A 9,963-nucleotide genomic window follows, 5' to 3' on the forward strand; every position below is an offset into this window, starting at 1 on the left:
GCCAAAGTAGCAAAGACACTGAGCTTGAACGAAGAGAAAGCAGCGTCATTTAGGCGCAGTCGGTAACAAGCCCTTATAGGGCAAGAGCAAACCACCCGTTTTACGGGTGGTTATGATTAAAAGCATTTATTGCTGTCTAAATTAAGTACGTTTCTTTTGTTGCAAAAACCACTTATCTAATTCATTTGCAAAAAGTTGACGGTCACGTTGACTTAAACTTGCGGGACCTCCAGTTTGAATCCCGCTTGCTCTCATCGTATCCATAAAATCACGTATATTTAGACGTTCCCGAATAGTTGCTTCAGTATAACGCTCGCCCCTTGGATTTAGAGCAACTGCGCCCTTTTCTATGACTTCGGCTGCTAATGGAATGTCAGCGGTAATAACCAAGTCATCTTTATTAGTACGGCGAACAATTTCGTTATCAGCAACGTCAAACCCAGCAGAAACTTGTAATGTACGTAAGAAAGGCGATGCGGGTACGATTAATCGTTGATTAGCAACAAAAGTAATAATCACTTTTTCTCTATCTGCTGCACGATATAACACTTCTTTGATTACTTTTGGACATGCATCAGCATCAACCCATATAGGCATAACAACACTCTCTTGATTATTTGGTATTAAACAGTCGGTATTAAATGGTCTGTATTTATGGCGTCTAAAATAACACATTAATCCTAACTAAGTGATTGAAGCTTTGCTCTTTCTCGTTTTTCTGACTGTTGATTAGCCCAGATGCTGAGTAATATTACGATCATGCCTAGAATTTGTAAGTTCGTTAATTGTTGCCCTAACAATGCCCAACCTAAAATAACCGCACTTAGTGGGCTTAAAAAGCCAAATGACGCCACAGAGCTTGGTCCTAATAACGCAAGCCCTCTAAACCAGAAAATATAGGTTAATGCTCCACCGATTAAGGTTAAATAAGCCAAACCTAAAAGGTTAATTCCTGTTAATGAAGGTAATGCGGGTTCAAATAATAATGCAAAAGGTAATAATACAGCGCCACCAGCAGTTAATTGCCAAGCTGTAAAAGTTAAAGGTGTAACTGGCGGTTGCCAACGACGACTTAATACAGTACCTGTGGCCATAGAAAATGCGCCGCCTAATCCTGCAATTATTCCGATAGGATCAAGTGCTGCATTCGGTGTTAATATCAATATTGCTACACCAAAAATACCGCCTAATGCGGCTGAAATAGATAACCACGACAGACGTGTTTGTAATAACCAACGAGATAAAAATAAGACAATTAAAGGCTGAACTGCCCCCACAGTTGCAGCGACACCACCGGGTAAACGGTAGGCTGAAATAAATAATAGCCACCAGAACAACGAGAAATTTAAAATCCCCAAAATAATGACACGTAACCACCATATACCTTGAGGTAGTTGTCTCATGATAATTAATAATAAAATTCCTGCGGGTAATGCACGTAATGCAGCTAGTGTCATGGGAACATTAGCGGGCAACATTTCCGTTGTTACAATATAGGTGCTCCCCCATACAATGGGAGCTAATGCCGTTAATAGTAATGTTGTGTATCTATTCATAAAATCACTCGTTTAATTGTTACCACACCAATTTATCTTGAGGTCAAGATAAATTGATAATACCTTGACGTCAAGATAAATAATTGACAATATGAATACATGGACAGAATAGATAAAATTACTAAACAATGGCAGCGAGAGCGCCCTGATCTTGATATTAGTCCGATGGGATTAATTGGTCGATTGGGGAATATAACTTTGCACCTTTCGCGCGAAATGGAGAAAGTTTTCTCTCAATTTGGCTTAAATACGTCAAGTTTTGATGTTCTTGCTACACTACGACGCGCAGGAGATCCTTATACCCTTTCTCCTGGTGAGATGTTATCAACACTGATGGTTACATCAGGCACGATGACAAATCGTATTGACCAATTAGAAAAAGCAGGTTGGGTTATTCGTAAAGTTAATCCGGAAGATGGGCGTGGTTTTTTAGTTTCGCTAACACCGGAAGGTCTGGGTTTAATCAACCAAGTAATAGAAGCGCACGTCGAAAATCAAAAACGTTTAGTCTCTGGTTTATCACAACAAGAACAACAAACATTAAACCAATTGCTTAAAGTTTTTCTTAAAACATTAGAATAGTTTTTATCCGCTTTTATTTTCTCCCATTTAACCTAACTCTCTCGATAATGAAGGTAAGAATATAAACCGAGTGTTTTTACTTACCTTCTTTTCTCTACTTGCTTAAAAACCCTTCTATCTGTGTCATTTCTGTTTATTTAAGCACCTAATATGCATGAGATCACACCTTTACGTTGATTTAAATCAAAGATGTATTCTATTTACCTTTTTGTGGTTGATGAATAGATAAACTTAAATTATAAAGCGAATGATAATTATTATTGATCTCATTAAGGTTCGCGATTATGTATATTCGATTTAAGCCTTGCTTCGTATTATCAGCTTTAACACTTTCACTCTTTCAATACACTTTTGCTAATAATATTTCGCCTGAAGAAGAAACTCTCGTTGTTACTACAACACGTAACGCATCTTCTTTATGGAATAGCCCTGCTACTATTCAAGTTATTGATAAAGAATCATTAACTCAATCAACCTCTTCTTCTATTGCAGACCAATTACGTGATATCCCAGGTGTTGAAGTCACGGATAATAGCCTCGCTGGTCGTAAACAAATCCGCATTCGTGGAGAAGCATCATCACGCGTGCTTTTGTTGGTTGATGGGCAAGAAGTGACCTATCAGCGAGGTGGTCAAAACTTTGGTGCTGGTATTTTAATTGATGAATCTGCACTAGAACGCATTGAAGTGGTTAAAGGCCCCTATTCTGTACTTTATGGCTCACAGGCTATTGGCGGTGTAGTGAATTTAATCACTCAAAAAGGTGGCGATAAGCCTTTTGGCGGAAATGTGAAAGTTGTTTATGACTCAGCCACAATGGGATGGCGAGAGTCTGCGTTAATTTCAGGTACTATCGGTGATTTTGAATATCGCCTTAATGGAAGTTATGCCGATCATGGCGATAGATATACGCCTGATGGGCGTTTACTTAATACGCATTTTAGAAATAACGGTCAAGGTGCATGGTTAGGTTATAAAGTGGATAAACATAAGTTTGGCCTTTCACTCGATCGTTATAATTTATCGACACAATCTTATTACGCGGATGAAGGAAAGTATCAAGAGTTTAGCGTTAAAGTGCCTAAACTTGAGCGTGAAAAAGTAGGTTTATTTTATGACTATGATGTGGATGCTGATTATTTCAAAAAACTTCATATTGATGCTTACACACAGCGTATAGAGAGAGAATTTGAGAACCGCGTGGGTGTTGTTACGCCAACAGATAGCCCAAAGATTGGGAATCTGACGGTTAAAAACAGAACCCAATCGGAAGATACACAGAATACTTATGGTATGACTGTGCAGGCAAACTTTACGTTACCTGCAAATAATGAGTTAATTTTAGGAGCTCAATATCAACAAGATAAAGTAAAACAAACCTCTGTTGGTCAAACATCTTCAAATAGCACAACAGGTTTTCCACCAGCTGTAAATTATGAAAAACAATCCCTATTACATAACCGCAGTAAACAAACCAATGTTTCTGTTTTTGCCCAAAATAACTGGAAAATAACAGAGGATTGGTCATGGACAATGGGCGCCAGACAATATTGGTTGAAATCAGAATTACAAGATGGTGATGAAATTGTTCATCATAATAAAACAGGAACAAGTTATAAGACATTGGGATCTGATCCTGTAAGAGATAACGCATTTATTGTGTCATCTAATTTACGTTATTCTGGATTCAAAGATACAGAATTACGTCTCGCGTTTGCACAAGGTTATGTTTTCCCAACGCTTGTTCAGCAATTTATGAACACGACGGCTGGCGGTGCGGTGACTTACGGTAATCGAGATCTTGACGCTGAACACTCTAATAATGTGGAATTTGGTGCGCGTTATAAAGGGAATAATTGGTATATCGATAGCGCGATTTATTATTCTGAAGCTAAAGATTACATCACATCTCTAGCCTGTGCAGGCGAATCTATTTGCGAAGGAAATAGAAAAACAGGACGAGCAGATTATTTCTATTATGACAATATCGACCGCGCTAAAACCTATGGTATGGAAGTGATGGCTCAATACCAAGGTTGGTCAATTACGCCTTATATTTCTGCCAATGTGATGCGTCGCCAATTTATTGGTTCAACATTGAAAACATGGGATACCGGCGAACCTACATTAACGACTCGCTTTGGCGTTAAACATTTATTATTGCTCAATAATATGAATTTAATGTCAGATTTGTATTTAAGAGCAGCAACAAAAGCGAAAGATCATAGCAACCCCGAAAACAAACAGCATTATGCCGGTTGGACAACGGTTAATCTTTCACTGAGTACGGAATTTGGCAATAACGATCAATACCGTATCAACTTTGATTTAAATAATATTTTAAATAAGCGTTATCAAACGGCTCATGAATCTATCCCTGCTACGGGTATTAATGCTGCGGTTGGTCTGACATGGGCATTTTAATTATGAAAAAAATAATGATCGCATTTAGCTTGTTATTGTTACCTTTTAACTTAATGGCAAAAGATAACAATAATAGTGAACGTTGGGTTATTGCCGGTGGCTCTATCACAGAATTAGTTTATGCCATAGGTGCTGGAAATAAGGTTGTTGGCGTTGATGAAACGACGTCTTACCCTGAACAAACGCAAGCATTGCCTCATATCGGATACTGGAAACAGCTAAGCACAGAAGGAATTTTGTCTTTACGCCCTTCTACTTTTGTAACTTGGGATGATGCAGAACCTAAAATGGTATTACGCCAACTGGCACAGCATAACGTAAAGGTAATTTCCTTACCAAGAACACCCGCCACATTTGAATTGATGCTTAAAAATATTCGTACACTAGCGATTTCATTAGATAAACAAAAGGAAGCAGAAGCATTAATTGATTCTCTTCAATCTCGTTTAGCCGTAATCAACGCTAAAAATAATCAAATTAAGCAAAAAGTAAAAGTGATGTTTTTTCTTTCACCTGGAGGTGGAATTCCTCAAGTTGCAGGAAAAACCAGTGTCGCGGATGCCATTCTTCATTTAGCTGGTGGAGAGAATATTGCCATGCACGAGAACTATCGTATTTATAGTGCAGAGGCGATTATTGCTGCCAATCCAGAATTAATTGTTATTACAACACAAAGTCAGAAAACCCAAACCGGTGGATTAAGGGCTTCTGAAGGGCTTGCTTCTGTACCTGGTGTTTCAATGACTCAAGCATGGAAAAACCAACGCATTATTGAAATTGATCAATCCCTTATTTTGGGAATGGGGCCTCGTATTGTAGATGCAGTGGAGTTATTGCATCAACAGTTTTATCCCGCTGATCCTGTTCATGATAATAAGTAGGAATGATTTAATAATGAAAGAGTTAGTCGCAACACATAGCATACAATCTTCGACTGAAATCGATCTTACTCCCCATTTTGCACTTGAGGGTGATAGCCCTTTTCGCGATAGACATGCCACAATGCCATGGAGAGGCTCTGTACCTATTGCAAAAGAAGAGCACCAATCAACATGGCAAGCTTTATTAGAAAGTAAAACACCTGCATGTAAACGTTTGTTGTATATCCACATTCCTTTTTGTGCAACTCATTGTACATTTTGCGGTTTTTATCAAAATAACTACCATGAAGAAGCCTGCACGCGCTATACCGACGCATTATTGCGTGAGATATCGGCTGAATCAGATAGCTTACTTTATCAGTCAGCACCAATTCATGCCGTTTACTTTGGTGGCGGAACCCCTTCTGCCTTATCAGCAAAAGATCTCTATCGTGTGATCACACATTTGCGCCAATCACTTCCTTTAGCACCAGATTGTGAAATTACGATTGAAGGCCGCGTTTTAAATTTTGATGATAATCGAATTGATGCTTGTTTAGATGCAGGTGCAAACCGTTTTTCCATTGGTATTCAAACCTTTAATAGCAAAATTCGTAAACGAATGGCAAGAACATCAACGGGTGAAGAAGCCGCTAAGTTTATGAAAGGGCTTTGTTTACGTGATAGAGCCGCTGTGGTGTGCGATCTGTTATTCGGATTGCCGGGACAAAATGCGGAAAATTGGCAAGAAGATCTCACTATTGCCCATGATATTGGTTTAGATGGTGTCGATCTGTACGCATTAAATTTGCTACCCAATACACCATTAGGTAAAGCGGTTGAAAATCAGCGAGTCACTGTGCCAACGCCGATAGAACGACGTGCATTATATCTTCAAGGCTGTGATTTTATGGAGAATGTGGGTTGGCATCAGATAAGTAATAGCCATTGGGCTAGAACAACTCGTGAGCGCAATCTCTATAATTTATTAATTAAACAAGGCGCGGATTGCCTTGCCTTTGGCTCTGGTGCTGGTGGTTCGGTTAATGGGTATTCATGGATGATTGAGCGTTCATTGGATAGCTATTATCAAAAAATTACAGATAACCAAAAGCCTTTAATGATGATGAGTCGTACAACTGACAGTGGTTTTCGTTGGCGTCATGAATTACAAGCTGGTATTGAGTGCGGGCGTGTTGATTTAGCCAAGTTAAGTCCGCAAGCGACTCTGCTCTCCCCTTTATTAAATCAATGGTATCAAGCAGGTCTTGTCGAAGATGATTTTCTTTGTATGAAACTCACCAATGAAGGTCGGTTTTGGGCAAGTAACTTGCTGACATCCTTACAGCAATTAATTTTGCAATTAAATACGCCTCGTTAATTTTATTACCCCGAATATTAATCAGAAGACGGAAACAACATCATGAATACTGAATTACAACAATTTTTAATGACTGAGCCTGATGGAACATTGGAAACTATTGCAACACAATTTAATACCACAGTGTTGGAGGTCGTGAGACATTTACCATCACGCTCATTAATGAGTGGCGAACAATTCGATACTGTATGGGATAGTGTGATGAAATGGGGTAATGTCACCACACTTGTGCATACTCAAGATGTTATTTTAGAATTTAGCGGTGAATTACCAAGTGGTTTTCATCGACATGGCTATTTTAACTTACGTGGCAAAAAAGGAATGACAGGCCATATTAAAGCTGAAAATTGCCAATATATTGCAATGATCGAGCGTAAATTTATGGGTATGGATACCGCCTCTATTTTATTTTTCAATCAAGAAGGCGTTGCAATGTTTAAGATTTTCCTTGGCAGAGATGAACATCGTCAATTATTGCCAGAACAATTATCAGCCTTCCGTCAATTAGCACAACAATTAAATAAGGAATAATTGCGCGTGAAAACATGGGTTATTTTTGGCGCTGGCGGTAAAGGTGTTGGCGCACATATTGCGGATATTGGTGTTACACAACAACGCTCTGTTGTGGCTTTAGTTCGTTCCGAAGAAGCGACTAATCGTTTAGAAGAAAAAGGGATAAAAACCGTTATCGGTGATGCGATTGATGCTAAAGCTGTTGAAGCTGTTTTAACATTAGCAGGAAAAGAAGCAGATATTATTTCCACAATGGGCGGTGAAAATGATTATCTGGCTCATCGAACTGTCATTGATACTGCGGAGAAAATGGGATTTAAACGTATGCTAATGGTTTCATCTTTAGGATGTGGTGATAGTTGGGGTGCCTTATCTGACAGAGCAAAAGCAGCGTTTGGCCAAGCCGTAAGAGAAAAATCATTGGCTGAAGTGTGGTTGCAAACCAGTCGTTTTGATTATGCAATAGTAAGACCGGGTGGATTACTGAATGGTGAAGAAACGGGTAAGGCTCAGCTTTATCAATATGAAGAGACTCATGGTTTAGTGAATCGCCGAGATGTTGCGCGTTTAGTGACTCAGATTCTTGAGGCTGATCTTCTAGATGACCAAGTTTATGCTGTAGTTGAACCGGATTTAGTACCTTCCAAATAGTTACTAAGTGGTTACTAAGTCGTTGCGTGCGCGGTGAATATATTAAGTTTTAAGTTAAGCTCACCATTAAGAGATAGCGTATTTGCGTTATCTCTTTTTCTTACTTTTATTATGGACAATAACTCACAATATGATGATTTTTTCTCTTACAGCCAAAATTCCTTAACAGACATTCGTCACTTTACTGTCTTAATAGGGGTAACTTATGGCATAATGCCGCCCCATTACCTTTTGTCATTCACTAATAATGAGTATTCGTCTTGTTAATCAGCAATAATATCACTATGCAGTTTGGCTCAAAGCCACTGTTTGAAAACATTTCTGTTAAATTCGGTGGCGGAAATCGCTATGGTTTAATCGGTGCCAATGGTAGCGGTAAATCAACCTTTATGAAAATTTTAGGTGGCGATTTAGTGCCAAGTAGCGGCAACGTATTCCTCGATCCTAATGAACGTCTTGGTAAACTAAAACAAGACCAGTTCGCTTATGAAGAGTTTACTGTGCTTGATACTGTGATTATGGGTCACACTGAACTTTGGGAAGTGAAGCAAGAGCGTGAACGCATCTATAGCTTACCTGAAATGAGCGAAGAAGATGGTTTACGTGTTGCCGATCTTGAAGTGAAATTTGGTGAAATGGACGGTTACACTGTTGAGTCTCGTGCTGGCGAATTATTGCTAAACGTAGGTATTCCATTAGAACAACATAATGGCCCTATGAGTGAAGTGGCTCCGGGTTGGAAATTACGTGTGTTACTTGCACAAGCCCTGTTCGCTGATCCAGATATTTTGTTACTGGATGAGCCGACGAACAACTTGGATATTGATACCATTCGTTGGCTTGAGCAAACGCTAAATGAACGTAACAGCACCATGATTATTATTTCCCATGACCGTCATTTCCTAAATATGGTATGTACGCACATGGCTGACTTAGACTATGGTGCGCTTGCTGTTCATCCGGGTAACTATGATGAATATATGTTTGCTGCAACTCAAGCACGTGAACGTTTATTAGCCGATAATGCGAAGAAAAAAGCACAGATTAGTGAATTACAATCTTTCGTAAGTCGCTTTAGTGCTAATGCATCTAAATCACGCCAAGCAACCTCTCGTGCTAAGCAAATTGAGAAAATTCAATTAGCTGAAGTTAAAGCCTCTAGCCGCCAAAACCCATTCATTCGTTTTGAACAAGAGAAAAAATTGTTCCGTAATGCGCTTGAAGTGGAAAATATCTCTAAAGGCTATGATGATAATGCCCCACTGTTTAAAGACGTCAATATGATGCTTGAAGTGGGCGAAAAAGTTGCCATTCTAGGTAATAATGGTGTGGGTAAATCGACGATGATTAAAACATTAGTCGGTGAATTAACACCAGATACAGGCCGTTTAAAATGGTCTGAAAACTCAAATATTGGTTATTATGCACAAGATCACGCAACTGATTTTGAAGTAGATATGACCGTATTTGATTGGATGAGCTTATGGATGAAACCAGAAGATGACGAGCAATCTGTACGTAGCGTGTTAGGTCGTTTACTGTTCTCTCAAGATGACTTGAAAAAATCAGTTCAAGTTTTATCAGGTGGTGAAAAAGGCAGAATGTTATTTGGTAAGATAATGATGCAAAAACCAAACATTCTGATTATGGATGAACCAACTAACCACTTAGATATGGAATCTATCGAATCATTGAATATGGCATTAGAACTTTATCAAGGCACTTTGATTTTTGTTTCTCATGACCGTGAATTCGTAAGTTCATTAGCAAATCGTATTATTGAAATTACACCTGAAAAAGTGACTAATTTCCAAGGAACTTACGATGAGTTCCTTGCGAAGAAAGGTGTCACACTTTAATTTCATAACCAAATTAAAGTAATCATAACCACCCGTAAAACGGGTGGTTTGCTCTTGCCCTATAAGGGCTTGTTACCGACTGCGCCTAAATGACGCTGCTTTCTCTTCGTTCAAGCTCAGTGTCTTTGCTACTTTGGC

9 protein-coding genes are annotated in these 9,963 nt (G+C 38.9%); 7 read left to right on the top strand and 2 right to left on the bottom strand.

What is annotated here, in order from left to right:
* Window positions 1–141: 141 nt before the first annotated feature.
* Window positions 142–597: a YaiI/YqxD family protein gene (locus tag DK857_RS18810; RefSeq protein WP_109402955.1), complete on the bottom strand. Its 456-nt coding sequence runs from the start codon at window positions 595–597 to the stop codon at window positions 142–144.
* A gap of 83 nt (window positions 598–680) precedes the next feature.
* The gene (locus DK857_RS18815) at window positions 681–1,556 is read right to left on the bottom strand and encodes an EamA family transporter (RefSeq protein WP_109402956.1); all 876 of its coding nucleotides are present in this window, start codon (window positions 1,554–1,556) and stop codon (window positions 681–683) included.
* Window positions 1,557–1,655: 99 nt separating this feature from the next.
* Between DK857_RS18815 and DK857_RS18820 the strand changes: the two genes are divergently transcribed.
* From DK857_RS18820 to DK857_RS18850, 7 genes are all read left to right on the top strand, one after another.
* Window positions 1,656–2,138, top strand: coding sequence for a MarR family winged helix-turn-helix transcriptional regulator (locus DK857_RS18820; protein ID WP_109402957.1), 483 nt, complete (start codon window positions 1,656–1,658; stop codon window positions 2,136–2,138).
* Between the two features lie 284 nt (window positions 2,139–2,422).
* On the top strand, window positions 2,423–4,561 hold the full coding sequence (locus DK857_RS18825; protein ID WP_109402958.1) for a TonB-dependent receptor plug domain-containing protein: 2,139 nt from the start codon (window positions 2,423–2,425) through the stop codon (window positions 4,559–4,561).
* A gap of 2 nt (window positions 4,562–4,563) precedes the next feature.
* Window positions 4,564–5,442: a heme/hemin ABC transporter substrate-binding protein gene (locus tag DK857_RS18830; protein ID WP_227003223.1), complete on the top strand. Its 879-nt coding sequence runs from the start codon at window positions 4,564–4,566 to the stop codon at window positions 5,440–5,442.
* A 13-nt stretch (window positions 5,443–5,455) separates the two neighbouring features.
* Complete coding sequence (hutW, locus tag DK857_RS18835; RefSeq protein ID WP_375804065.1) at window positions 5,456–6,802, top strand: heme anaerobic degradation radical SAM methyltransferase ChuW/HutW; 1,347 nt, start codon at window positions 5,456–5,458, stop codon at window positions 6,800–6,802.
* Between the two features lie 42 nt (window positions 6,803–6,844).
* Window positions 6,845–7,333, top strand: coding sequence for a heme utilization cystosolic carrier protein HutX (gene hutX, locus DK857_RS18840; RefSeq protein ID WP_375804066.1), 489 nt, complete (start codon window positions 6,845–6,847; stop codon window positions 7,331–7,333).
* A 6-nt stretch (window positions 7,334–7,339) separates the two neighbouring features.
* Window positions 7,340–7,966 carry an NAD(P)H-binding protein gene (locus tag DK857_RS18845; RefSeq protein ID WP_109402961.1) on the top strand — a complete coding sequence of 209 codons (627 nt, stop codon included), beginning with the start codon at window positions 7,340–7,342 and terminating at the stop codon, window positions 7,964–7,966.
* 260 nt (window positions 7,967–8,226) lie between these two features.
* A complete protein-coding gene (locus DK857_RS18850) occupies window positions 8,227–9,825 on the top strand; it encodes an ABC-F family ATPase (RefSeq protein WP_109393759.1) in 1,599 nt (532 codons plus the stop codon).
* Window positions 9,826–9,963: the final 138 nt, after the last annotated feature.

The sequence above is a fragment of the Proteus terrae genome, assembly GCF_003144325.1.
Classification (GTDB): Bacteria; Pseudomonadota; Gammaproteobacteria; order Enterobacterales; family Enterobacteriaceae; genus Proteus; species Proteus terrae.

Coding starts and splice junctions, on each gene's coding strand:
- hutX (WP_375804066.1), top strand. CDS start 6,845: ATGAATACTGAATTACAACAATTTTTAATGACTGAGCCTGATGGAACA.
- DK857_RS18830 (WP_227003223.1), top strand. CDS start 4,564: ATGAAAAAAATAATGATCGCATTTAGCTTGTTATTGTTACCTTTTAAC.
- DK857_RS18820 (WP_109402957.1), top strand. CDS start 1,656: ATGGACAGAATAGATAAAATTACTAAACAATGGCAGCGAGAGCGCCCT.
- DK857_RS18825 (WP_109402958.1), top strand. CDS start 2,423: ATGTATATTCGATTTAAGCCTTGCTTCGTATTATCAGCTTTAACACTT.
- DK857_RS18810 (WP_109402955.1), bottom strand. CDS start 597: ATGCCTATATGGGTTGATGCTGATGCATGTCCAAAAGTAATCAAAGAA.
- DK857_RS18815 (WP_109402956.1), bottom strand. CDS start 1,556: ATGAATAGATACACAACATTACTATTAACGGCATTAGCTCCCATTGTA.
- hutW (WP_375804065.1), top strand. CDS start 5,456: ATGAAAGAGTTAGTCGCAACACATAGCATACAATCTTCGACTGAAATC.